This is a genomic window from Maribacter sp. IgM3_T14_3, from assembly GCF_049603095.1.
Lineage (GTDB): Bacteria > Bacteroidota > Bacteroidia > Flavobacteriales > Flavobacteriaceae > Maribacter.
In genome coordinates this window covers 3,918,028-3,943,434 of sequence record NZ_CP187138.1, presented here as the reverse complement: position 1 = coordinate 3,943,434, position 25,407 = coordinate 3,918,028, and the positions used below count along the sequence as shown (strand labels likewise).

Below are 25,407 nucleotides of genomic sequence, written 5' to 3'. Positions count from 1 at the left end.
TGAATCTTATATTGAAACCAAAAAGTTGTGAGTCTATCATTAGGTCAGCTTGGCCGTAAATATTTGGCAGCACCTATTCAAATAATCAGCCGTTTCATTTTGAGAATAAGCAAGCACATTTCCAAAAGCAATATTAATTTCGAGTTGATAATAATCAGTTCCTAAAAACTCTTTCAACTAGGTTTATTTTCCTTTGCCTGCTAGAATTTCTAATTCAAGACTTCTTGATTCTTTCATTTTCAGAACTCTTTACATTATACCCTTTACAATAGTTTTAGGATTACTCTTGGACTCCCTGAAATATGCTTTAAAAAAGTCTAACCCTTTACAAAATCCGCTTTTTGTAAAGAGTATATAGTGCACTATAAGGCACTATTCTGCATTTTCAAACTAACATCCTACACAAAATCATCAATTAGTGCATTAAAATGCACTTTTTGTGTGTTTATTGATAATAAATACCTATTTTTACCGTCAAAAGAGCCATATAATGCACTTTAAAAGCCTAATACAGAGTATAAAAGAACGTAGAGAAATGCTTCAGGTTACCCAAGAAATGTTAGCAGACCTTTCTGGCGTTGGCCTGCGTACTCTTAAACAATTTGAAAGCGGTAAAGGTAACCCTACTGCAGAAACCTTAAATAAACTAGGGAGTGCCTTGGGTATGGAGCTTACTTTTAAAATTATAAAAACAGCCACTAGCGAATGAGACAGGCAGAAGTTTTCTATAAAAAAGTAGCTGCAGGTTTGTTAATGCAACTAGATAATGGCAGTTTTATCTTTCGTTACCATGACCAATGGTTCAAATCGACAGATATGCCATCAATCAGTCTTACACTACCGAAGAGTCAACAGGAGTACGAATCAGAATATCTGTTTCCCTTTTTTTACAACATGTTACCTGAAGGGTCTAATAAACAGAATATTTGTTTTGAATTGCGAATAGACCCTAAAGACCATTTCGGTTTGTTATTGACAACAGCTAAATATGATACGATTGGAGCTATTCAGGTTAAAGAAATAGAACAGTAATGAGCACAACAATAAACAATTGCCCCGGCACCTTAAAGGAAGGGGTATCCACATTTAGCAAAACTGCTCTGAATCGCCTATTTAATGGTAGAAAGGTAAGCCCTACCCTACCCTATGAATCGCCTGCTACCAACGCCGTTACAGAGGAGCTCTTCAAGGAAAATAAAAAGAGATTATCTATTTCAGGAGTACAAGAGAAGTTCTCCGTATTACTAGAGAAGAACAAATTGCGCCTAATATTAGAAGGAGAACAAGGGCAGTATATTCTAAAACCCATACCCAATGTAGGGAAGAGAACAGAGCAAATGCCAGCCAACGAACATTTGAGCATGCAGATAGCGCGCCAAATATTCGGAATCGAAACTGCAGAGAACGGTTTGGTATTCTTTAAAAACGGAGACCCTGCATATATTACCAAACGTTTTGATGTTCAAGATGACGGCTCTAAATGGGCCATAGAAGATTTTGCTTCACTAGCCGGTAGAACTCCCCAAACTCATGGTACAGATTTCAAGTACATGGGTAGTTATCTAGAACTATTTGAACTGTTGAAGAAACATGTACCTGCTTATCAAATAGAGGCAATTAAACTATTCAAGCTGCTACTTTTCAATTATTTAATTTCCAATGGCGATGCACATTTTAAAAATTTCTCATTAATAGAAACGGCTTTAGGCGATTTTAAATTGAGTCCAGCTTACGATATATTGAACAGTCGAATTCATATAGCCGATAAGGACTTTGCCTTAGAAGATGGGCTTTTACCTCCAGATCAGACAAAAGGAAAAGTTACAGAGCAGTTTTTCAAGCTAGCTGAACTGGGGGGTATTTCTGAAAATCAAAGTGCTAAGGTGTTTAAAACGATTACTTCCAATAAAGACAAAGTCCTAGCCTTAATTGAACTTTCATACCTTGATGAAAAAGCAAAACGGAGCTATGCTCAGGCATATCAAACTAGACTGAAAAAACTTTTACGACCCTAAAGATTGTGGCATTATTTCCCATTTTATTGTTCCTAATCGTTGGGTAACTTCCAAAATCGAATCCAAAACCTTCTCTTCTTCGGGTAACTCTCCATAAACCAAGCTCTTAAAACCACCTTGGTAAGTGCCTTTTAGTTGATTCCAAATTTCTTCTGGGCTTTTGAAAATCAAAGCCTCTTTTGGGTGATGCCTTAACCAATCATTATTGTTCTTAAAGCTTTGTACGTCATCAGCGGCTACTTTCAATAACATGATATCGAAATCATCCGAATTGAAGAACGCCTTAACCGTTTCATCTTTCAATAGTTGGTGAATATCATACACATGCCTGATTTTAGCCTTCAAGTCTACTATTGGAGTCTCAGTATGTGAGAACCTTACCAAACTCATTATCTTTTCGCAAAGTGTTCTTATAGAATCTAATACAAGAGCTTCAAAGGGCAATAGGTTATACTCTTCCGCAAAGGCTGTTTGATTAGTGGCAACCATCATATTATAGATATAGGTATTCAGTACTTTATTAGAATATGGCTCAAAGTAGCCTAGCCATGTTGCTTCTATGATAATGACATCTCGTACCTGTCCATAATCTCCTTTAAAAGTTTTTGGGTAGTTATAGACTATCTTTCGAATCATGCCCATTTTATTGGTAATACCTTCCATAGCTACTTCGACAAATGGTGCTGTAATTGCTTTGGTTATTTTTTTAAGCTTGTTTTTTAATTGATTTCCTGTTTCTTCTTCTCTTCTCAAGACCACTAAATCAATATCCTCAGAAAAACGGTCGATATATTTATAGCACTTTGATAATGCCGTACCTCCTTTAAATATAGCCTCATGTTTGATTTCGCTTTCATAAATGAGTTTTAAGGCATAGCACACCCAATAATCTTTTTCTATATAAATATCCAAAATACCCATACGTTCCGCAGTAGCTCTTACGGCCTGTTCAAAAAGTTCTTGATTTTCGTGCAGCTTCATTTTATATTCCAGTATTTAGCATTTGACAATACATCTTCAGAAATAGTAAGATTATAAACCGTTATGGGGTTTAAAGTATCTTGAAGGTCTCTTATTTCAGCTTCTTCTTTACAACCAATCTCTCTTAATAATGCACCCAACAATGCCCTAGTTGCAGGTGAATATTTGAAAGCTAGTTTTATGAGTTGTTTTTGTTTATCAGATTTCAACTCACGTAATAAGACCATAAGTCGAATACAACTTTTATCAATCGTAGTATCTGGTATTTTCTTGATATAGCGTATAGCATCTAGCAATCGTAATAAGGGAATATTGTCTTTATTAATCGTATTCTTCTGTTTGATGAATGTAATTCTAAAACGACCTCTTTTAAATGATGGTCTTATTTCCCGTTTACCAATTTGTATTACGCTACTCACTTGAGTGGTAAGACCTAATGAATTATAAAGGCTATACCCAGTTATATAACCAACAAGTTTTCCGTTTTCTTCGAGTAGGTCTTTTACAATTTGACGTTGGTCTGGTAACAAAGAACCAAATACGGTTTCTTGAGGTTTAAAGTATTTACCCTTGGATAGCTTATTGATTCTACCTGAACCAGCCATTCTATTCAGGTGTTTAATGACAGCTTCCCTCCTGCTCACCTCATTCATAAAATCTATATAGGTGAACACATACCCCTTTGGGAGTTTATTAATCTTATCTTCAATATATTCAGAGGTTTTCATTGAAAAATATTTCTACAAATATATTAAAAATGTCCAGTTTTTTAACTAATAAACTGGACATTTTTATAAAATATAATAACTTTATTTGTACCATATCATTAGGGATTGTTACTTGCAGAAGATTTATCTGCAAGTAACAATCCCTAACCTTCACCTTCTACCATACTCAATAAAAGATTCAATAGTCCCGCAAATTCTTATAATTAAGCCTTGAGAGAACAATTGAAATAAGGAAGAACCTTTCTGCTATACAAGCCTATGTTCCTGCGGAAGTTGAAAAACCTCTGGGCTTTCCAACCTCCTCAAAACCACACATAAAAGCATAAACTGCAAAAAACGGTCAAAGTGAACCACTAGAACCGGATTTTTTTGAGCCACTTAAAAAAGCGTTTCAGACCACGCTAAAAAAGGGTTTGCAATAAATATTGCTATGCTCACTTTAATCCGGCGGGGGTGGTATAATATGTCCGTCCTTTCCACACTTACACATCTTCTTAACCGTATAGTTAGCTTCATTTGATAAAATGAATTGATACTTTATTGGTCGCTCTTGGAAATGCAAAGCATTCATGAATACCTTAAATGAAAATAGAAAACAATGAACTAAAATATGCTTACTGCCTTTTTTAAGATGTCACGTTCCATCGTTACCCCTCGTAATTCTTTACGCAAAGCTTTAAGTTCTTGTTCCTCTTTAGATGGTTCTCTTTTCTTAGAGAAGTCCCTAGATTTAGCTTCATATTCTCGCTTGCAGCGTCTTATAATACTATCATGAACACCATACTGTTCGCTTAGCTGTTTTGCTTTCAGACCAGATTGTAATAGCGCTACTAGCATTAGCTTAAAATCGTTGTCATACTTTTTTGCCATAATTCAAATATATAATTTATGAGCGTAAAAAAATCGTCACACCAAAGGTAGACACTCCATGTTGGGATAATGCCGTAGCAGAATCTTTCTTTAAAAGCTTAAAAGTGGAATGGGTTTATAAGCACAAATACCTGTATAGATTACAAGCCGAATTATCAATCTTTTCTTGGATTGAAACGTGGTATACTAAAAGAAGAATACACTCTTTTTTAGGGTATAAAACAATTAACGAATTTGAAACAGAAATGTATAACCAAAAGGTAGCGGCTTAAATCTCGCAATTAATTGTTTACCTTTTTGTTGCAAATCTACAAGAGAGACAGAACTGAAAAATAGACTCCTAAATACAGTTCATCGAATAAACAAAACAATTGACCGTATTCAGCAATATTTATTTAATTACTTGCGTTTTGTCTTGACTATTTAGTGATTCTTATGGCAAAAAAATTACACTACTTTATTTTTTTATCTTTCATTTTAACTTTTTTCAGCGCTAACGCTCAAAATAATTATTGGAAAAAAAAAGTTTCTTCCACTTCGGCAAGGCAAATAGCCTTTGCACAACTGGAAGTAAACAAAGGAACCTTATTTTCTCTAGATGAAAATAGTTTTAAAGAAGTTTTGAGAACAATTTCTTCTGTAAGCCAACCCAATATTGTTTATTTTCCAAATGCAAAAGGCAGTGCTATACCCTATTCAGTAGTGGAAGCCCCAGTTCTGTCAAAAGATTTAGCCTTAAAATACCCAGAAATCAAATCTTATATAGGTACAAACTTAAAATATAAAGGTGCGAAGGTTCATTTTAGCGTGAGCCCTAAAGGTGTTGATGCCATGTTTACCACTGCTACGAGTAAAAACAGATGGTATATTGAAAAAACAAAAGCTTCGTCCTATGTATTGTACGATAGGCAAGATGACGCCAATACATTGGATACCGATTTAATTTGTGGCGTCGTAAAAGAGAAAGAGCAATTTTTAAATCAAACCGCAAATTATGCAGCTAGCCTTAGCTCAAAAACTATTAGTAATGGAACCTTAACCACCTACAGGTTAGCCGTGAGTGCTACTGGAGAATATACTACCTACCATGGAGGAACCGTTTCAGACGCTCTTGCAGCTATTACCGCAACCATTACAAGAGTAAATGCCATTTTTCATAGAGATATGGGAATAACCTTTGAGCTTGTAGCTAATACCGACAAAGTAATTTATACTAATGCCAGTACAGACCCTTATACCAACCATTCTGATTCTGAATTTTTAGAAGATGGCCATGATACTATGATAGCAGAAATTGGTAGTGCAAATTTTGACATTGGTCATACTTTTCATGCAGGTTCAGAAGACGGTACTGCTTGGCTCGGTGCAACATGTAGAAATGCACACAAAGGTAAGGCATACAGCTCCAGACCTATTCCTGCCGGAGATGCCTACGCCTTAATTGTTGCTCATGAAATGGGACATCAATTTGGCGCCGACCATACGTTTTCCTTTTCCTACAATGGAAGTGGTGCTCAAGTAGAACCAGGAAGTGGTAGTACTATTATGGCATATGGTGGTATCGCAGGCGGCGATAACGTAGTTTCAGGTAATAGTGATTATTTTCACTTTACCAGTATTGAACAAATGAAATATTATTTAGAGTTCTTTAGTTGTGGATCAGATATTATTACCGGTAATAATACCCCAATTTTAACAGTGCCAGGTAATTTTAACATCCCTATTGGCACAGCTTTTCTATTAGAAGGATCGGCTATAGATGCAGATAGTGATGATATACTAACCTATACTTGGGAACAAATTGATGATGGCTATATTACACAAGCAAATTTTGGCCCTACAAATACAAATGGAGCCAACTTTAGATCACTACCCCCTTCTTTAGAAGCAAAACGATATTTTCCAAACATGCAAAGTGTGCTTCAGGGGGATTTAATACAAACAAATCCGATGGTTAATTCAGCTTGGGAAACAGTCTCCAATGTAGAAAGAGAACTAAATTTTGCTTTGTCTGTAAGAGATAATGCGATAAACGGTGGACAAGTAGTTTCAAATTACGTTAGACTGAGCGTTATTGGATCATCGGGTCCTTTTATTGTGAATTCACAAGCTACTAATGAAATCTATAATGCTGGAGAAACAATGACTATAAACTGGAATGTAGCCAATACAAACAGTGCACCAATCTTTGCAGAGTATGTAGACATTATGCTGTCAATAGATGGCGGTAGTACCTTTCCAATTACATTAGCTAGTAATGTACTTAATGATGGTAATCACCAGATAATTGCCCCTGGTGTTGACACTGAAAATGCCAGGATCATATTACGAGCCACAAACAATATATTCTTTGCTGTAAATGCCGCAGATTTTACGATAAATAATTCAGAAATCGTACTAAAATTTGAAGCTTTGGAGCATGAAATATGCCAAGGTGTTGACTTCCAAGTAGATTTTAACTATGAAACTTATTTAGGTTTTAATGAAACTGTTATGTTCAGTGCTGAGGGACTTCCAGCAGGTGTTAATGCTATTTTTTCTTCAAATTCAGCAAGTTCTTCTAATACACCAATAAGTATGACTCTTACCAATACTGAAAACTTTGATGCCTCTCAGCATGATATAAGCGTTGTAGCTATATCAGATACAATTTCAAAATCGGTAGTGCTAAGTTTAAATGTAATCAGTGATGAAATTGAAGAAATTATCGTTTTAACCCCAGTAAACAATCGTGAAAACTTTAGTACTACTTCAAATTTAGAATGGGAAGCAAATACCGCATTTAGTTCTTTTGATATTGAAATAGCAACAGACCAGGGTTTTTTAAATATTATTGAATCGGCAACAACTTTTTTTAATACTTACACACCTACATCACTAGCTCAGAACACTGCATATTATTGGAGAGTAAAGCCAAAAAATAATTGTATTTCGGGTGTTTTTAATACTGGATTTAAGTTTACAACAGCTCCCTTAATTTGCGAAATTAAAGATGCTGAAGATTTACCAAAGGTAATTTCTTCTTCGGGCACACCTACTATTACTTCTAGTATTTTTATCACAGATGATATTATAATTAACGATTTAAATATTATGTTAGCCTTTGACCACAGATACTTAGGAGATTTATCCATTTGGCTTACCTCACCATCTGGTACCCGAAAATCGCTATTTGCTATTTTGTGTGCAGACCCAATTAACATAAGCTTAATTATCGACGATGAAAGTGATTTAGAATTTTCTTGTGATGACGTCGCGGCTACAAATGGTACGTTTAAACCCATTGAAGCTTTAGTTAATTTTGAAGGTGAATCCGTGCGAGGAGAATGGTTACTGGAAATATATGATGCATATGATGGTGATGGGGGTAATTTAACCGCTTTCGCCATTCAATATTGTAATGAAGATAAAGTAAGACCTGACCTAGATAACGATGGTGTATTTGATGACACCACAGATCTATGCTTAGACACCCCAAGAGATACAACTGTCAATGAAAATGGATGTGAGTATTTAGACTTTACCGATGCAGATTTTCAAATAACCACTTTAGCGGAATCTTGCGAAACAGGAGCTGATGGAGAATTAGTTCTTATTGCTAATTTGACTATGGATTATGACGTGACTATTAACGGTGAACCATTTCAAAATGATTCAGCCAGCACTACTACTTTTACAAAATTAGAATTGACTACTGGTGTTTATGACATCTGTATCGATGCTTCAAACGGTAGCAATACCTATAATACCTTTTGTACTTCGGTTATAGTCGATGGTAATACAAATACCTGTGTCGAAACAAGACCAGATGCTGACAACGATGGTGTCTATGATGATGGTGACGATTTGTGCCTAGGAACTGCCGAAGGTGTTGAAGTTAATGAAAATGGATGTGAAATTATTGCGCTCACTGCTGATAATTTCATTATTAACGTTCAGAATAGGAGCTGTTCAGATACTGTTGACGGTGCTGTAGAAATAAACTCCACCGTAATATTAAATTATACGGTAACGGTAACAGGCGAAAACTTAAATCAAACGGAGAACTTTACAGGTGCATATACCTTTGACAACCTTAGCGCAGGTAATTATACCTTGTGCTTTAGTGCTGTTGATGCAACAAATACTTATAGTGAATATTGTTTTGATACCGTCATTACCGAACTTGACAACCTTTTAGTCAGCGCAGCGCAGAACGCCTCTGGAAATGAATTAGCAATTTCGCTTTCCGGAGCAGCACAATATTTCATCACATTAAATGATGTAGAAATACAAACGACAGATTCAGAAATGACCTTGGACCTTAACGAGGGAGTGAACCTCTTGAAAGTGTCTACCAATAACAGTTGTCAAGTTAGTTTCGAAAAAACATTCTATGTCTCAACTGAGTTAATGATTTACCCGAATCCTTTTGATTCTGAGACTACAATACTCTTTGGCTCTCCTATAGCAAATTTTCAATTGGAAATTTATGATTATTCAGGCCAACTTATAAGTAGTAAATCATATAATGAAGGCGGTGCTGAAATGAAAGTAGATTTAGACTATTTACAATCTGGCGTATATTTTATATATGTAAAGAGTGAATTTAAAACAACAATTTCTAGGGTAATAAAGAGATAATGCAAAAAACGGTCAAAGTGAACCACTAGAACCGGATTTTTTTGAGCCACTTAAAAAAAGCGTTTCAGACCACGCTAAAAAAGGGTTTGCAATAAATATTGCTATGCTCACTTTAATCCGGCGGGGGTGGTATAATATGTCCGTCCTTTCCAAGGAAAAAGGATTAGAGCTTTTGCAAACTACAATTGAGTAAATAACTTCTTGATTTCATTTAATGAAATAAAATTACATATTATGTAATTTTTAGTATATCTTTACGCTCTAATTAATACCATTCATTAAGTGCACGTAATATCATTTAAAAAGCTAAGAGAGTATTTTTCGAAAGAAACCAATGCTAAAGTGGCCTTACAGGATTGGTATAAAAAAGCAAATAAGGCTGAATGGGATAGTTTTGCCGATTTAAAGAACACATTCAATTCAGCTGACAGCGTTGGAAATGGTAGGTTTGTTTTTAATGTCAAAGGAAATCATTACCGTGTTGTTGCCATAGTACGATTTAAGTTTAAGAAAGTATTAATACGATGGGTGGGCAATCACCGGGATTATGACAAAATAAAGAATATAGATAAGTTATAGGATTATGGGAAAATTAATAACACACGCAGCATACGTAAAAGCGAATCTTCGTTTAGAAGAGTTGATAGATGTGGTGGATGATAATACAACAACGGATGACCCGTTAGCAAAAGAGTTTCTAGAGATTACTAATATTATCGAACAATATGAAGAAATACATTTTCCTATCGGTTTACCGACCTTACAAGAAATGATTGAACTACGTATGTTCGAGATGGGTCTAAAACGAAAAGATTTAGCTGCACTACTAGATACAAGTGCTTCAAGAATCAGCGATTATTTGAACGGAAAGAGGGAAATAACTTTGAATGTTGCCAAAGCATTGCATCAAAAATTGAATATCGATAGCGATATTATTTTGCAGTAAATAAAGACATGGATAACAAAAACCTACTAAAAGAAACTAAAAGGTTTCACCTATTTTCCACCTCTAACGCCCCTACCCCAATGTTTATGGGGAAAAGAAAATACTGTATCGGGAAGTAACACAAGGAAAAGAGAAATCAACCATGCATGGTTTCATCTTTACCGTAATTTTGAATCACTTCCGCTTCAAACTCTACTAGCTCTTGCCAGCGTTTATCAACATCAACATCTTGACCATATTTACGAGCAAAGCCAATGAAAGTCGTATAATGACCTGCTTCGCTTATCATTAAATCTCGATAAAACTTAGATAATTCTGGATCTTGAATTTCTTCTGAAAGTAGTTTAAATCGTTCGCAGCTTCTTGCTTCTATCATAGCAGAAAACAATAGTCGATCTACCATAGACTGTAATCTACTACCACCTTTGTTCATAAATTTATAAAGCTCGTTTACATAACTATCCTTACGTTCTCGACCAAGTGTATAACCGCGCTTTTTAATAATATCATGAACCATTTGAAAATGCACCAATTCTTCTTGGGCCAACAGAAGTAATTCTGTCACTAAGTCAGGATACTCAGAATTAAGTGTAATAATCGTAATCGCATTAGTAGCTGCCTTTTGTTCGCACCATGCATGATCCGTTAATATCTCTTCTATATTCTTTTCTACAATATTAACCCAACGCGGGTCAGTTGCTAATTTTAAATGAAGCATGGGCTATTTCTTTTGGTAAAAATAGGTGTCAACGAAGAATATGCAACCATCAACATCCTATATATTTCAGAAATCATAAATTATAGCTTAATCTTTATTCTAAAAAAACAACTACATATTTCTACGATACTGCCCTCCTACTTCAAACATGGCGTGTGTAATTTGACCTAATGAACAATATTTAGTTGTTTCCATTAATTGCTCAAAAGTATTCTCATTATTCAAAGCAATATCTTGTAAGGATTTTAAAGATTCTTCTGCTGTAGCTGCATTTCTTTTCTGTAAATCTTCCAGATTAAATATCTGTTTTTTCTTTTCATCTTCGGTTGCACGAATAACTTCATCTGGTATCACAGTAGGCGAACCTTTAGAAGACAAAAAGGTATTTACTCCTATAATTGGTAACTCACCAGTATGCTTCTTTGTTTCATAATACAAACTCTCTTCTTGAATTTTGCTACGTTGGTACATACTTTCCATTGCTCCAAGCACTCCGCCACGATCGGTGATTCTATCAAACTCTACCATAACAGCTTCTTCAACTAAATCGGTCAACTCTTCGGTAATAAAAGACCCCTGCAACGGATTCTCATTTCTAGCCAACCCTAGCTCTTTATTGATTATCAATTGTATTGCCATTGCCCTTCTAACCGAGTGTTCTGTAGGTGTAGTAATTGCCTCGTCATACGCATTGGTATGCAAAGAATTACAATTATCATAGATGGCATAAAGTGCTTGCAAAGTTGTTCTAATATCATTGAAATCTATCTCTTGGGCATGTAAAGAGCGACCTGAAGTTTGAATATGATACTTCAGCTTTTGAGAACGTTCATTCCCGTTATACTTCAACTTCATAGCTTTTGCCCAAATTCTTCTTGCCACCCTACCAATTACAGCATATTCTGGGTCAAGACCGTTACTAAAGAAAAAAGAAAGATTAGGTGCAAACTCATCAATATGCATACCTCTAGAAAGATAATATTCTACAAAAGTAAAGCCATTAGCTAGTGTAAATGCTAATTGACTAATTGGGTTCGCCCCTGCTTCGGCAATATGATAACCAGAAATGGAGACCGAATAAAAATTACGGACTTTCTGATCTATAAAATACTGTTGTACATCACCCATTAAACGCAATGAAAATTCCGTAGAAAAAATACAGGTATTCTGTGCTTGATCTTCTTTTAAAATATCGGCCTGTACCGTACCTCTTACTTTCGACAATGCATCTGCCTTTAGTTCAGCATATACATCTGCATTTAAAACCTGGTCGCCAGTTACCCCTAACAGAAATAAACCAAGACCATCGTTACCTTCTGGCAACTCACCAGCATAGGTTGGGCGCTTAGCTCCCAACTTCTTATAGATGGCATCAATTTTTTTATTGACTTCAGCTTCTAATCCGTTTGACTTAATATACTTCTCACATTGCTGATCGATGGCGGCGTTCATAAAAAATGCGGCAATAGTCGCTGCAGGACCATTTATCGTCATTGAAACTGAAGTAGTCGGCGCACATAAATCGAATCCGGAATATAATTTTTTGGCATCGTCTAAACAGCAAATACTAACTCCGGAATTACCAATTTTTCCGTAAATATCTGGTCGATCACCTGGGTCTTCACCGTATAAAGTTACCGAATCAAAAGCAGTAGATAAGCGAGCTGCCGGTAATCCTTTAGAAACATAATGAAAACGCTTATTTGTTCTTTCTGGTCCGCCCTCACCAGCGAACATTCTGGTAGGGTCTTCCCCTTGCCTTTTAAAAGGAAATACACCTGCCGTAAAAGGAAATTCTCCTGGTACGTTTTCCTGTAGTGACCACTTTAATATATCTCCCCAACCTTCGTACTTAGGTAAAATTACTTTTGGTATTTGTGTCTGCGATAAAGATTTGGTCGTTGTTTCTACCTTCACCTCTTTACCTCTAACTATATAGGTGAAAAAATCTCCTTCATAATTTGCCTTCTTCTCATTCCACTCATCAATTATTTTTTTATTATGCGGATCAAGGTCTAATTGCAATTCTTGTTTCGCGTCTTCAATAGCTTTTAAGACATCTTCTTTATCTTTTAATATTTCAGAAGATTCTTTAAGACTGAATAGTTTTTGGGCAACCGATTTCTGATGTTCCGTCCTTTCATTATAATCACGAATAGTATCTGTTATTTCAGAAAGGTATCTTGTTCTTTTTGGCGGAATGATGTAAATCTTCTCAGACATTTCCCTAGAACTTTCAAAGGTCGATGTTAAGTCCTTAGCATCTGTTTTAGCTACCAAAGTATCAATCACCGCCCTGTACAATTGATTCATGCCCGGATCATTAAACTGGGATGCAATAGTGCCATAAGCGGGAAGTTCTTGTGCCGGAGTATGCCATAACTGATGATTACGTTGGTATTGTTTTTTCACATCTCGTAAGGCATCTAAAGCCCCTCTTTTGTCAAACTTGTTTAACGCAATTAAATCTGCAAAATCGAGCATATCAATTTTTTCAAGCTGCGTTGCCGCACCGTATTCCGGAGTCATAACATATAAAGACACATCTGAATGCTCGGTGATTTCAGTGTCGGACTGACCAATACCTGAGGTTTCTAAAATAATTAGATCGAAACCAGCAGCTTTGGTAATATTTACGGCATCTTTCACGTATTTTGATAAGGCTAAATTTGACTGGCGTGTAGCCAAAGAACGCATGTATACCCTATCATTAAAAATGGCATTCATTCTAATACGATCCCCCAATAATGCTCCACCCGTTTTACGTTTAGAAGGGTCTACTGAAATTACTGCAATCTTTTTATCCTCAAAATCAACAAGAAAACGGCGCACTAATTCATCTGCTAACGATGATTTACCAGAGCCTCCTGTTCCTGTAATACCTAATACGGGAGCTACTTTTTTCGTTTCAACCTTTTTTCTGATGGTATTTAAAACCTCTTCATGTTTTTCAGGAAAGTTCTCTGCAGCAGAAATCAATCTTGCAATATCGGCATAACTAAGTTCTTCCGAATGATTTAATTCTACATTAAGATGCTCTCCTATCGCAAAATCACTTTTTTGAATCAAGTCGTTAATCATACCCTGAAGTCCCATGGCACGACCATCATCCGGAGAATATATTTTCTCAATACCGTAGGCATGTAATTCCTCTATCTCTTCAGGTAAAATAGTTCCACCACCACCACCGAACAATTTAATTTGCGACGCTCCTCTTTCCTGCAACAAATCATACATATACTTGAAGTATTCTACATGTCCGCCTTGATATGAAGTAATCGCAATTGCTTGCACATCTTCTTGAATAGCACAATCCACAATTTCTTGTACAGAACGGTTATGACCTAAGTGAATAACCTCGCAACCCGTAGATTGTATAATTCTCCGCATAATATTTATAGCAGCATCGTGACCATCAAAAAGAGAGGCCGAGGTAACAATACGTATATTATGTAGCGGTTTATAAGGCGTTTGTGTGATATCGTTCATTTTAAATGCTCAATTAAATTTTTAGCAGCCTCTTTTTTTTCCACGTGATGAATCAATTACGCTTCAATTAATCGTCGTTCAATACTTTACAACTTTTATGAATATTGATGTTGCAACAACAATTTTAGGCTGATACGAAAATAAAGAATTTAATTAGCATTATTTCAATTTTCTTCAATTCTGAGCTTAAAATCTGATTGATTAATAAATATGTATCTATAATTTGACGAATTGATATTTTTGAGATCAAGTATTCATTTTGTTTACTACATACTTCCAATAAAAAAAGGGTAGATTTACGACTCTTTTTACTGCTATTTTCATGATTTATATTGATCAATTAGGAAAAAAAGTGCATATCGATGGTACTCCATCTCGTATTGTATCTGTTGTACCTTCCATCACAGAATTATTATTCGATTTAGGTCTAGAAGATAAAGTGGTTGGTTGTACCAAATTCTGTGTGCATCCGAATAAACCATATCTCACAAAAACTATGATTGGCGGCACGAAAAACCTGAAGTTAGAAAAGATTCTACAACTTAAACCTGATTTAATTCTCGCTAATAAAGAGGAAAATATTAAAGAACAAATCGAATTTTTGAGTGAATCCGCTCCTGTATGGTTGAGTGACGTTAAGACCTTTGATGACAGCCTTAGCCTGATAGAACAAATTGGTGAAATAACTTCTAGTTCCAAGCGAGCTTCGGAAATCGTCACGCAACTAAATCATACATTAAAACCAAAAAGACCATCAATAAAAGTCGCCTATCTTATTTGGAAAGATCCGTATATGACCGTTGGCGGCGATACCTATATCAGTGGTATGTTGAACAGATGTGGATTTATAAACGTGTTTGTAGACCAAAATCGCTACCCTAGTATTACGTTACAAGAGATACGTGATGCAGAACCAGATTTGGTATTGTTATCATCTGAACCCTACCCGTTTAAAAGCGAGCACCTAAAAACAATTAAGAGTCTTCTAAAAAATACAGAAGTTAGATTAGTCGACGGAGAGTTCTTTTCTTGGTACGGCTCAAGGCAATTACACATTGCACCTAAAAATACCTAAACTATATTTTTAATGGATACATCTAAAATAATAGAACCCTTTTATAGTTATCAACCTTGAAGATACCGTATAATAAGAGTAATAATACTAAAGCCATTCCACATTGTAGCTTTCGTAAAAACTTATAATGGTAATAAATAGTAACTTTGATGTATAATCAATACTCAGAAAATTAAAACCTAATTTATGTTCAGCTTTTTTTCTAAAAAACATTTTTTAATAGATCATCTTGACGGGTTTATCGATATTCACAATCACATTTTACCAGGTATAGATGATGGCTCAAAAACAGTTGAAGATTCTATTGAACTTATAAAAAGTTTTGGTGAATTCGGAGTTACAGATTTTATATGTACTCCGCATATTATGGAAAATTACTATCCGAATACCCCAACAACTATTAATACCTCGCTATCGCTACTTAAGAATGCTTTAAAAATGAGTAATTTAGAGCATGTCACTATAAATGCAGCAGCAGAGCACATGATTGATTCCGGCTTCGAAAAACTCCTCGTAGATAAGCATATTATGCCTATAGCAAAAAGCTATCTATTAATAGAAATGTCATACCTACAGGCTTCTATAAATTTTGATAGTTCAGTTGAAAAAATAAAAAGCGCAGGCTTGTTTCCAATTTTCGCGCATCCTGAGCGGTATGCGTATTTTCACAATAAGTTAAAATCATTACATAAGATAAAAGATAAAGGTGTATTTTTTCAATTAAACATGCTTTCGTTAAGCAACTATTATGGAAAAGATGTAAATAAAGTAGCAACGTATTTGATTAAAGAAAACTTAGTTGATTTCATTGCTAGTGATACACATTCTATCAATCACCTTAATCAATTAAAAACGATTACAGTAAATACCGCTTTATTAGATTTATTATTCCCAATTATCACCAAGACAATTTATAGTTTTAAATAGTCTTACTTAATTAAAAGTTCTTTCTGATACCTATTACCAGTTACATCTAATATGTTTACAATATAGAATCCTTCTGTAAAATCATACAAATTAATGATTATATCAACACTAGGTTGCAGACCATCTGGCAAAACTGTTCTGATCAATCTACCAGTAATATCATAAAATTGAATTTCCTTAATTTGAATTTCATCTTTATTATTTAATGTAACAATATCAAAACTTGGATTTGGATATAAATCAAATGATATTGACTTTGTATTTATTAAAGTTTTTGAAGTTGCTGAATTTATCTTTTCAAGCCTTAGATTATCGTAATATACCGTACCCGCATTCTGCGAGGCATAGTTCGTAAACAGCCAGATATCGAGCGTGGTCAGGTTCGCAGGTACCGTAAAGGTTCCGCTATAAGTGTTCCAACCACTGCCGAAAGTATGGGACAACAGCGCACTGTTCGCTCGGTTGTCCTGGTTGATCTCTATTCTCGGTACGCCCGTGCTCCCCTCTGCATCCAAAGAAATCGATAGCTCGTCGCCAGCATCTATACCAAGTCCGTTCAGGTCTAGCGATACTCGGTAACGTCCCCAGGGCTGACCGTTGTCAATATTCGATATCTCAAAGGCACACTCCGATCCATTGGTAACCGTCGATGTGCCAACAACCGTATCGGAACCGCCCACTAGCGTGCCGGAAGGCAAGGTGATTGCTGCAGAATCATTCGTCAATTGATCGGCACATACCAAAGGTACGTTGCCATCGATAGCCTCAATATCAAGGGTACTGACAGACGAATTACCGTCATCGTCCGTTACCGTTAAAGTAACCGTATAGTTTCCTGCATTTATATAATCGTATTGTGGATCGGGCACAGCAGAAGTACCGCCGTCACCAAAATCCCAGGCATAGCTGATAATACCGACATCGTCGCTCGAACCGCTTCCCGTAAAATCGACGGACAAAGGTATAGTACCGATCAATGGAGTACCCGATGATAAGGATACCGGGGAACCTGTTATAGGTTCTACGGTTATAATTATCTCTTCCGTAGCCATTAGCCCATCATCGTCTGTTACTGTTAGCTCAGCACTGAAAGTTCCCACAGATGTATAAATATGTGTTGGCTGTATGCCAGTGCCCGTGGTTCCGTCCCCAAAATCCCAACTATAGGAAACTATTCCCGTATCATCGGTCGAGTCCCCACCATTGAAGTCGACGGTCAAGGGCAATGGCCCCGTAATGGAGGAAGCCATAGGTCGAGATATAGGTCCACTATTAGTAACTACATCCGATAGATTTATAATAGATAGGTTATCGTAATAGACCGTCCCGGGCGACTGCGAGGCATAGTTCGTAAACAGCCAGATATCGAGCGTGGTCAGGTTCGCAGGTACCGTAATGGTTCCGCTATAAGTGTTCCAACCGCTACCATAAGTATGGGACAACAGCGCACTGTTCGCTCGGTTGTCCTGGTTGATCTCTATTCTCGGTACGCCCGTGCTCCCCTCTGCATCCAAAGAAATCGATAGCTCGTCGCCAGCATCTATACCAAGTCCGTTCAGGTCTAGCGATACTCGGTAACGTCCCCAGGGCTGACCGTTGTCAATATTCGATATCTCAAAGGCACACTCCGATCCATTGGTAACCGTCGATGTGCCAACAACCGTATCGGAACCGCCCACTAGCGTGCCGGAAGGCAAGGTGATTGCTGCAGAATCATTCGTCAATTGATCGGCACATACCAAAGGTACGTTGCCATCGATAGCCTCAATATCAAGGGTACTGACAGACGAATTACCGTCATCGTCCGTTACCGTTAAAGTAACCGTATAGTTTCCTGCATTTATATAATCGTATTGTGGATCGGGCACAGCAGAAGTACCGCCGTCACCAAAATCCCAGGCATAGCTGATAATACCGACATCGTCGCTCGAACCGCTTCCCGTAAAATCGACGGACAAAGGTATAGTACCGATCAATGGAGTACCCGATGATAAGGATACCGGGGAACCTGTTATAGGTTCTACGGTTATAATTATCTCTTCCGTAGCCATTAGCCCATCATCGTCTGTTACTGTTAGCTCAGCACTGAAAGTTCCCACAGATGTATAAATATGTGTTGGCTGTATGCCAGTGCCCGTGGTTCCGTCCCCAAAATCCCAACTATAGGAAACTATTCCCGTATCATCGGTCGAGTCCCCACCATTGAAGTCGACGGTCAAGGGCAATGGCCCCGTAATGGAGGAAGCCATAGGTCGAGATATAGGTCCACTATTAGTAACTACATCCGATAGATTTATAATAGATAGGTTATCGTAATAGACCGTCCCGGGCGACTGCGAGGCATAGTTCGTAAACAGCCAGATATCGAGCGTGGTCAGGTTCGCAGGTACCGTAATGGTTCCGCTATAAGTGTTCCAACCGCTACCATAAGTATGGGACAACAGCGCACTGTTCGCTCGGTTGTCCTGGTTGATCTCTATTCTCGGTACGCCCGTGCTCCCCTCTGCATCCAAAGAAATCGATAGCTCGTCGCCAGCATCTATACCAAGTCCGTTCAGGTCTAGCGATACTCGGTAACGTCCCCAGGGCTGACCGTTGTCAATATTCGATATCTCAAAGGCACACTCCGATCCATTGGTAACCGTCGATGTGCCAACAACCGTATCGGAACCGCCCACTAGCGTGCCGGAAGGCAAGGTGATTGCTGCAGAATCATTCGTCAATTGATCGGCACATACCAAAGGTACGTTGCCATCGATAGCCTCAATATCAAGGGTACTGACAGACGAATTACCGTCATCGTCCGTTACCGTTAAAGTAACCGTATAGTTTCCTGCATTTATATAATCGTATTGTGGATCGGGCACAGCAGAAGTACCGCCGTCACCAAAATCCCAGGCATAGCTGATAATACCGACATCGTCGCTCGAACCGCTTCCCGTAAAATCGACGGACAAAGGTATAGTACCGATCAATGGAGTACCCGATGATAAGGATACCGGGGAACCTGTTATAGGTTCTACGGTTATAATTATCTCTTCCGTAGCCATTAGCCCATCATCGTCTGTTACTGTTAGCTCAGCACTGAAAGTTCCCACAGATGTATAAATATGTGTTGGCTGTATGCCAGTGCCCGTGGTTCCGTCCCCAAAATCCCAACTATAGGAAACTATTCCCGTATCATCGGTCGAGTCCCCACCATTGAAGTCGACGGTCAAGGGCAATGGCCCCGTAATGGAGGAAGCCATAGGTCGAGATATAGGTCCACTATTAGTAACTACATCCGATAGATTTATAATAGATAGGTTATCGTAATAGACCGTCCCGGGCGACTGCGAGGCATAGTTCGTAAACAGCCAGATATCGAGCGTGGTCAGGTTCGCAGGTACCGTAATGGTTCCGCTATAAGTGTTCCAACCGCTACCATAAGTATGGGACAACAGCGCACTGTTCGCTCGGTTGTCCTGGTTGATCTCTATTCTCGGTACGCCCGTGCTCCCCTCTGCATCCAAAGAAATCGATAGCTCGTCGCCAGCATCTATACCAAGTCCGTTCAGGTCTAGCGATACTCGGTAACGTCCCCAGGGCTGACCGTTGTCAATATTCGATATCTCAAAGGCACACTCCGATCCATTGGTAACCGTCGATGTGCCAACAACCATATCTGCCCCACCAACAATTGTACCTAAGGGCAACGTGAGGAACGAAGCATCGTTTCTTAAATAATTTGAACATCCATCAGTTTCATCAACGATAATTACCTGAAGATCAAAAACTGCTGTACAACCACTTGCAGTAGTCATTACAAACTGACCTTGATTTGAAATATCGACAAGACCATTGTTTCTTTTAGGATTACCCCCTGCATGAACGCCAGTATCGATTTTATAAACATAGTCGGTATTACCTCCTGAATTAAATGTAGGTCCATTTTCTTGTGGCGTGGTAATATAATATTGATTATCTGCAGTAATAGCCCTTATATAAACATCGTTGCCCTCTTCAATAATTAATGATTTTTTTGTTTGCCAATTTCCATTAATTCCAATTTTATATTGAGTGGTGATTATCTCCGTGGCACAGGTAACTACATTGGGGTTACCGGTATTGATTCCTTGTTGGTAATATTCCCTTATCTCAGATTCACCAAGGACTTTATTAAAGACTTTAAGCTCATCTATTTTACCGTTGATTTCATCTGTAATACCACTTCCATTGGCATAAGTTGGTAAGTTAGCAGCTGTTCTTTCATCAAAGAAACCAGAAGAAGTAAAATGACTTTGTAAACTGCCATCATCTTTGAATGGTATATTACCACTCAATTCTTTCCATGAAATTAATTTTCCATTGGCGTAAAGCTTTGCAGTAGTTCCATCATAGGTAGCCGCCATATGTACCCAAGTATCCATTGGGGTACGACCAGCATAAAGATCTACCGGACCATTATTAGTAACAAAAGCCCATTTGTACATCGTATTATGAAAACCAAAAAAAAGCGTACTTACATAATCATGGCTAAAAATACCAACATTTGGTAATTTTCCGGTGATTGGTGATGAAGTACCTCCTGTTGAATTTCGATAGGCCCAAGCCATAACTGTAATTTGCTCATCTAATGTTTGTAAAGATGGAGAGCTTTGAATATCGAGGAGTGCATTGCTACTATGTTCAAAACCGTTAAATTCTATAGCGCCACCAATTATTCCCGAAGTCCAGTTATAATTGCTTCCACTTGTAATGCCATTTCCACTATCATCATGCTCAATAATTGCTGCATCATTATGGTACATACTACTATCCACAGCATTCCTGCCATTACCGTCTTCAAATTTTATGTCTACAATTAAATTCTCATTAATGATTTGTAAAGGAAGCGCGGATCCTATTTTAATAGTAGCTGCCTTACTAGGCACTCCATTAGTATCAATTCCAAATAACATATAGTAACCAGGTGGTAGTAAATTACGATTTGGTATATCAATATTGTAAGTACCGTTACCAGTGAAATTCACCGGAATTCTTCTTTGCTCGTTATTTGTACTATGCGTAGCAGCTGAAAAGCGAATAAGACTAAACTGAGTAATTCCTGTACTTGCAGTAACCGTAATATTTGAATTGTAATCTGCTGATTTCGGCGCATCCGAAATAATAGGTCTAGTTGCTAAATTACCAGATGAATTAAACAAATATGGTGGACTATATATTTCAGCACTAAAATGGTTGTTACAACCGTTTAAAAGATTATCACAAAGACCACCACCTCCTACAAAAACACGTCCATCGGTCATTAAAATGGCGACACTATGATAAGTTCTGGCTTCTTGCATTTGCGCAACCGTTTCCCATATTCCAGCTCCTCCATCAGTGGCAGGAGTATACAATTCCGCAACATGACGAGCTCCAACATCTGTAAACACAGCACCTCTATCTAGTCCGCCAGTAACTAACACCTGTCCATTGGGTAGTACAGTACTATTATGCATAGTTCTACTCTCTGATAAATAACCTGCATTAATAATCGTCGGGTTTTGCGGATAATCAACATTAATATCAATTACAAAAGCATTATTCTTAGCAGGCGTAGTACTATTAAAACTTTCTCCGTAAGATGTAGCACCACCGACTTTTAATATTTTGCCGATATCGAACATAACCGTAGTACCTTTCATTGAATACGTGTCATCAGACCTCAATCCTGCAGAAGTTATTGCTCCACCAGGTACATCCAAATCAATCCAATGCATTTCTTCACTTGGGCCCGCATGAAAGAGTTTCCCATTCGGAGCAGGCCATAACCAAACATGATTATCAACTCTATATAAAGGATTTAATTGACTTTCAAGATTAAGATCGTTTGCTGTATAAATATTCTCACCTGTTATACCTGGTAAATTCACCCATCCAGATTCAGGTGACCATAATTCTGCCCCCTTCCCTCCATTATTACCGGCACCACCACTCCAAGATCCACCAACGGTAAAAACGGCACCACTAGAAAGTGTAACATTACCTTGATAGCCACGAGGAATGTTCATATCCGAAGCACGAGTCCAAACATTAGTTACTGGGTCATAAATACTGGTTCTTTCGCTCGTAGTTCCACCAGCTGAAAGTATACGACCATCAGCAAGATTGTTAACACCAGGGCAAAACATATCGTGATCAGTATCTGTTAAGGTCATTCCTAAAGCAGATCCTAATCCTCCATTTCCAGTTGGATCAAAAAGTTCTGTGTATGTATACCCATCTCCTATTTCTTTAAACGTATTTGGAAACTGAGACGACCAAGTTAACAATCGACCATCCGGAAGGTTTGCAACGGCAACAGGTACAATATCAAATAGGATGGGTACCCCCCATTCACCATCTTGATCTATAGTTTGTGAAAAAGAAATGGATGTTAAAAATAAGAAGAAAAAAGTAGTCGAGAATAGTCCCCAATTCGAATTAATTTTACACATAATGATCTTTTATAATCGGGGAATTACAAAAGAAAGCATAGTATTTAACTAAAGTATTTTTTCAGTATAAAATATCGATGAACTACAACATTACCCGATAAACATAAAAATCCCCGTAGTACAACTACGAGGATTTTATAAATTATAAAATAAAGCTTAATTATAGATTAGATAATCATATTGAACCTAAAACTTCCACCACTTTTTAACTGATTTACCATAGCCATAGCCATATTTACCACCATATCCTAAGTTTGACTCTTTAACATCGTTAACCACAAATGCCAAACCTTTTAATTTACCTTGATCCCAAAGATTTATAGGATATTCTAAAACCTTAGTTTCAGTAACTCCTGCTCTTGTTACATATATAATATGATCTGCAAGTTCTGTAATCAACATTGTATCTGTAACCACCATAATTGGAGCAGTATCTACAATAACATAATCATACTTTTCAGACATTTCCGTAAGTAATATTTCCATTCTATCACTCATTAATAACTCCGCCGGGTTTGGTGGAATTTTACCTGAGTAAATAACATCAAATGTAGTAGAATGCACTAACATTGAATTGATAATATCCTTTGATTCTATTTTAGGATCATGAAGGTATTCAGATAGTCCCAAGTCTACATTTCCCCTAGAACGACCACCTATTTTATCAACATCTTTTTGAGCAAAGTAGGTATATAATTTAGGGTTCCTAACGTCACCACCAATTAATAAAACTTTTTTATTAGTGTTCGCAAATATCATCGACAAGTTAGAAGAAATAAATGTTTTTCCTTCCCCTGGTACACTAGAGGTCACAAAAATTATATTATTCTTTTTATCTCTTTTAGATTTTATCAAATAATCCAAGTTCGTTCTTAATATTCTTAATGATTCACTTAAAACAGAACGATCATCAGTTTTAATTAACATCTCTTCATTTCTCCCCATTTTAGGAAGTTCAGCTAAAATAGGAACCTCATTAATTAATTTTTCAAGAGAAACTTTATTATGAATCTTATTATCCATTAATTGATTTGCATAAATAACCGAAAACGGCAATAGCAATCCAATAAGAACAAACGCTAAATAAACTTTTGGTCTTTGTGGAGTGACAGGTGAATGACCTACTTGGTATGCACTATCAATAACCTTAGATTTAGGGGAGCTGGATGCAAATGTAATTTGCGACTCTTCTCTCTTTTGTAACAAATACAAATAAAGTGATTCCGTAGTTTGCTGTTGCCTAGTGATATCACGAAATTCTCGTTCATTCTTTGGAGCTGAATAAATTTTAGAATTTATTCTAGACATTTGACTCGACAAATTATTCACCTGAAGACCTAAATTGCGCTCCATACCGTTTAAACTAGATTGCATACTCTGCTTTAGACCATCCAATTGTTGGTCTAAATTTACAATCATTGGGTTTTTTTCATCTGCACTCTTCAATAGCCTATTTCTTTCTAGAACCAACTCATTATATTTAGCAGTTGTATTTGCAATAGTAGCATCAGAAAGACCAACGTTGGAAGGTAGCACCTCATAACCGGTTTCAGAAGACACATAATCCCTCATGCCAGTGGCTATATTTAATTGCAATTTTGCATTTTCTAATTCCTGCCTATTTGCGGCTCCAACATTCAAGGCTATATTAGCCTCACCTTGAATATCTGTAACACCTTTATCTGTTTTAAAATCTTGTGCAGTTTGATCAACTGAAGTTAAATTTCCAGAAATCTCTTTAATTCTATCATTAATAAAAGTAGATGTTTTATCTGCAATCGCTTTTTTATCAATAATATCATTTGAGTTATAGGTGTAAATCAAATTATTTAAAATATCTATTGCCTTTTCTTGATTTGCATCTTCTAGAGAAATATTTAAGATATTAGAAAACTCCGTTGCCGGATTCATTACAATCTTTTCTTGATACCCTTCAGCAACCATAAACAATGGACTTACTGATACTCTGATCTGACTACCCTTATAATCATTAAAGAATGGCAAATTAGGCGTAATTACAATATCACCTAGTTTAGTTGGTATATTCTTACCATACGAATAAATTTTAGATGGTGTATCTCTATCCAAACTAAACCCAAATGTAGTTTCGTTAGATATTTCTATAAAAAACTCGAGTTTAGAATTGTTTACAATGGAGTCATTTGCTAGAAAGTTAACCTTAAATGGCTTATTGGCATAAACTTCTGTATTCTTAACATTACCCAACTCAACCAAAACAATATTCAGGTCTAGATTATCAACAACCTCTACTAAATTTGAACGAGATCCTAAAATTTCTAATTCATCCTCAACATTATTTTGACCCTTTCCTAAAAAGTCTAAATCTGCAAAAACAGACAATTCAGAAGAAGAAGATTTATCTTCTAAAATCTGAATTTTAGCAGCAGCTTTATACTTTGGGGTAGCATAACGTAAATATATAACCCCAAGCATCAAAAAGAATAAGGCTGATATTAAAAACCATTTCCAATGTTTAGAATATCCTTTAACTAAATCGGACAAATCAGAACTATCTCCTAGAGAAATTCTTTTATTTTTTTCCATAAAATTTAA

General features: G+C 36.9%; 14 protein-coding genes and 2 pseudogenes. 9 read left to right on the top strand and 7 right to left on the bottom strand.

What is annotated here, in order from left to right:
• Nucleotides 1-490: 490 nt before the first annotated feature.
• The 3 genes from ACPF9A_RS17440 to ACPF9A_RS17430 are packed head-to-tail and all read left to right on the top strand — an operon-like array spanning nt 491 to nt 2,015.
• Nucleotides 491-709 carry a helix-turn-helix domain-containing protein gene (locus tag ACPF9A_RS17440; protein WP_423998885.1) on the top strand — a complete coding sequence of 73 codons (219 nt, stop codon included), beginning with the start codon at nt 491-493 and terminating at the stop codon, nt 707-709.
• Entirely contained in the window at nt 706-1,032 is a 327-nt protein-coding gene (locus ACPF9A_RS17435) for a HipA N-terminal domain-containing protein (protein ID WP_423998883.1), read from the top strand. The genes ACPF9A_RS17440 and ACPF9A_RS17435 overlap by 4 nt, the downstream gene beginning before the upstream one ends.
• Nucleotides 1,032-2,015 carry a type II toxin-antitoxin system HipA family toxin gene (locus ACPF9A_RS17430; protein WP_423998881.1) on the top strand — a complete coding sequence of 328 codons (984 nt, stop codon included), beginning with the start codon at nt 1,032-1,034 and terminating at the stop codon, nt 2,013-2,015. Before ACPF9A_RS17435 ends, ACPF9A_RS17430 begins: the two co-directional genes overlap by 1 nt.
• Here ACPF9A_RS17430 and ACPF9A_RS17425 read toward each other — a convergent pair.
• The 3 genes and pseudogenes from ACPF9A_RS17425 to ACPF9A_RS17415 form a co-directional block, all read right to left on the bottom strand.
• Complete coding sequence (locus ACPF9A_RS17425; protein ID WP_423998879.1) at nt 2,004-2,996, bottom strand: nucleotidyl transferase AbiEii/AbiGii toxin family protein; 993 nt, start codon at nt 2,994-2,996, stop codon at nt 2,004-2,006. The two genes, ACPF9A_RS17430 and ACPF9A_RS17425, sit on opposite strands and share 12 nt — an antisense overlap.
• Nucleotides 2,993-3,724 carry a DUF6088 family protein gene (locus ACPF9A_RS17420; protein WP_423998878.1) on the bottom strand — a complete coding sequence of 244 codons (732 nt, stop codon included), beginning with the start codon at nt 3,722-3,724 and terminating at the stop codon, nt 2,993-2,995. The genes ACPF9A_RS17425 and ACPF9A_RS17420 overlap by 4 nt, the downstream gene beginning before the upstream one ends.
• A gap of 481 nt (nt 3,725-4,205) precedes the next feature.
• Nucleotides 4,206-4,594 (bottom strand): annotated as a pseudogene (locus tag ACPF9A_RS17415) (transposase); the annotation flags it as partial.
• Nucleotides 4,595-4,653: 59 nt separating this feature from the next.
• Here ACPF9A_RS17415 and ACPF9A_RS17410 point away from each other — a divergent pair.
• From ACPF9A_RS17410 to ACPF9A_RS17395, 4 genes and pseudogenes are all read left to right on the top strand, one after another.
• Nucleotides 4,654-4,866, top strand: a pseudogene (locus ACPF9A_RS17410) (integrase core domain-containing protein); the annotation flags it as partial.
• 163 nt (nt 4,867-5,029) lie between these two features.
• Entirely contained in the window at nt 5,030-9,217 is a 4,188-nt protein-coding gene (locus ACPF9A_RS17405) for a reprolysin-like metallopeptidase (protein WP_423998876.1), read from the top strand.
• Nucleotides 9,218-9,499: 282 nt separating this feature from the next.
• Nucleotides 9,500-9,796, top strand: coding sequence for a type II toxin-antitoxin system HigB family toxin (locus ACPF9A_RS17400; RefSeq protein ID WP_423998874.1), 297 nt, complete (start codon nt 9,500-9,502; stop codon nt 9,794-9,796).
• A gap of 4 nt (nt 9,797-9,800) precedes the next feature.
• The gene (locus tag ACPF9A_RS17395) at nt 9,801-10,163 is read left to right on the top strand and encodes a helix-turn-helix domain-containing protein (protein ID WP_423998872.1); all 363 of its coding nucleotides are present in this window, start codon (nt 9,801-9,803) and stop codon (nt 10,161-10,163) included.
• A 136-nt stretch (nt 10,164-10,299) separates the two neighbouring features.
• Here ACPF9A_RS17395 and ACPF9A_RS17390 read toward each other — a convergent pair whose 3' ends face one another.
• On the bottom strand, nt 10,300-10,881 hold the full coding sequence (locus tag ACPF9A_RS17390; RefSeq protein ID WP_423998870.1) for a tRNA-(ms[2]io[6]A)-hydroxylase: 582 nt from the start codon (nt 10,879-10,881) through the stop codon (nt 10,300-10,302).
• A gap of 111 nt (nt 10,882-10,992) precedes the next feature.
• Nucleotides 10,993-14,370 carry a methylmalonyl-CoA mutase family protein gene (locus ACPF9A_RS17385; RefSeq protein WP_423998868.1) on the bottom strand — a complete coding sequence of 1,126 codons (3,378 nt, stop codon included), beginning with the start codon at nt 14,368-14,370 and terminating at the stop codon, nt 10,993-10,995.
• 322 nt (nt 14,371-14,692) lie between these two features.
• Between ACPF9A_RS17385 and ACPF9A_RS17380 the strand changes: the two genes are divergently transcribed.
• Both ACPF9A_RS17380 and ACPF9A_RS17375 read left to right on the top strand, forming a co-directional pair.
• Nucleotides 14,693-15,445, top strand: coding sequence for a helical backbone metal receptor (locus ACPF9A_RS17380; protein ID WP_423998866.1), 753 nt, complete (start codon nt 14,693-14,695; stop codon nt 15,443-15,445).
• A gap of 186 nt (nt 15,446-15,631) precedes the next feature.
• On the top strand, nt 15,632-16,372 hold the full coding sequence (locus tag ACPF9A_RS17375) for a tyrosine-protein phosphatase (RefSeq protein ID WP_423998864.1): 741 nt from the start codon (nt 15,632-15,634) through the stop codon (nt 16,370-16,372).
• A gap of 2 nt (nt 16,373-16,374) precedes the next feature.
• On the opposite strand, the gene ACPF9A_RS17370 is transcribed toward ACPF9A_RS17375, so the two are convergent.
• A complete protein-coding gene (locus ACPF9A_RS17370) occupies nt 16,375-22,833 on the bottom strand; it encodes a PKD domain-containing protein (protein ID WP_423998862.1) in 6,459 nt (2,152 codons plus the stop codon).
• A 186-nt stretch (nt 22,834-23,019) separates the two neighbouring features.
• The gene (locus ACPF9A_RS17365; protein WP_423998860.1) at nt 23,020-25,398 is read right to left on the bottom strand and encodes a GumC family protein; all 2,379 of its coding nucleotides are present in this window, start codon (nt 25,396-25,398) and stop codon (nt 23,020-23,022) included.
• Nucleotides 25,399-25,407: the final 9 nt, after the last annotated feature.

Bases quoted from the DNA above. Each gene is read 5' to 3' on its own strand.
- ACPF9A_RS17430 (WP_423998881.1), top strand. From the start codon at position 1,032: ATGAGCACAACAATAAACAATTGCCCCGGCACCTTAAAGGAAGGGGTA.
- ACPF9A_RS17365 (WP_423998860.1), bottom strand. From the start codon at position 25,398: ATGGAAAAAAATAAAAGAATTTCTCTAGGAGATAGTTCTGATTTGTCC.
- ACPF9A_RS17425 (WP_423998879.1), bottom strand. From the start codon at position 2,996: ATGAAGCTGCACGAAAATCAAGAACTTTTTGAACAGGCCGTAAGAGCT.
- ACPF9A_RS17435 (WP_423998883.1), top strand. From the start codon at position 706: ATGAGACAGGCAGAAGTTTTCTATAAAAAAGTAGCTGCAGGTTTGTTA.
- ACPF9A_RS17440 (WP_423998885.1), top strand. From the start codon at position 491: ATGCACTTTAAAAGCCTAATACAGAGTATAAAAGAACGTAGAGAAATG.
- ACPF9A_RS17375 (WP_423998864.1), top strand. From the start codon at position 15,632: ATGTTCAGCTTTTTTTCTAAAAAACATTTTTTAATAGATCATCTTGAC.
- ACPF9A_RS17370 (WP_423998862.1), bottom strand. From the start codon at position 22,833: ATGTGTAAAATTAATTCGAATTGGGGACTATTCTCGACTACTTTTTTC.
- ACPF9A_RS17390 (WP_423998870.1), bottom strand. From the start codon at position 10,881: ATGCTTCATTTAAAATTAGCAACTGACCCGCGTTGGGTTAATATTGTA.
- ACPF9A_RS17405 (WP_423998876.1), top strand. From the start codon at position 5,030: ATGGCAAAAAAATTACACTACTTTATTTTTTTATCTTTCATTTTAACT.
- ACPF9A_RS17385 (WP_423998868.1), bottom strand. From the start codon at position 14,370: ATGAACGATATCACACAAACGCCTTATAAACCGCTACATAATATACGT.
- ACPF9A_RS17380 (WP_423998866.1), top strand. From the start codon at position 14,693: ATGATTTATATTGATCAATTAGGAAAAAAAGTGCATATCGATGGTACT.
- ACPF9A_RS17420 (WP_423998878.1), bottom strand. From the start codon at position 3,724: ATGAAAACCTCTGAATATATTGAAGATAAGATTAATAAACTCCCAAAG.
- ACPF9A_RS17395 (WP_423998872.1), top strand. From the start codon at position 9,801: ATGGGAAAATTAATAACACACGCAGCATACGTAAAAGCGAATCTTCGT.